Genomic DNA, 218 nt, shown 5'->3' with positions numbered 1-218 from the left:
ACACACAGCCGCCCGAAGGCGGCTGGAACATCCCCCCGCTAGTAACACGGGGGGACTGACGTTTCAACACACAGCCGCCCGAAGGCGGCTGGTTGTGATCAAACGTGAGATTGACCTCTTTAACCGTGGTTTCAACACACAGCCGCCCGAAGGCGGCTGGTTGTTTTTGTTGATGTCAAAACTGTTAGGGTTTTGTTTCAACACACAGCCGCCCGAAG

The organism is Neisseria sp. HMSC056A03, from assembly GCF_001815685.1.
Classification (GTDB): Bacteria; Pseudomonadota; Gammaproteobacteria; order Burkholderiales; family Neisseriaceae; genus Neisseria; species Neisseria subflava.
The sequence above is the reverse complement of the archived record's forward strand: the minus strand, read 5'-3'. Positions refer to the sequence as shown.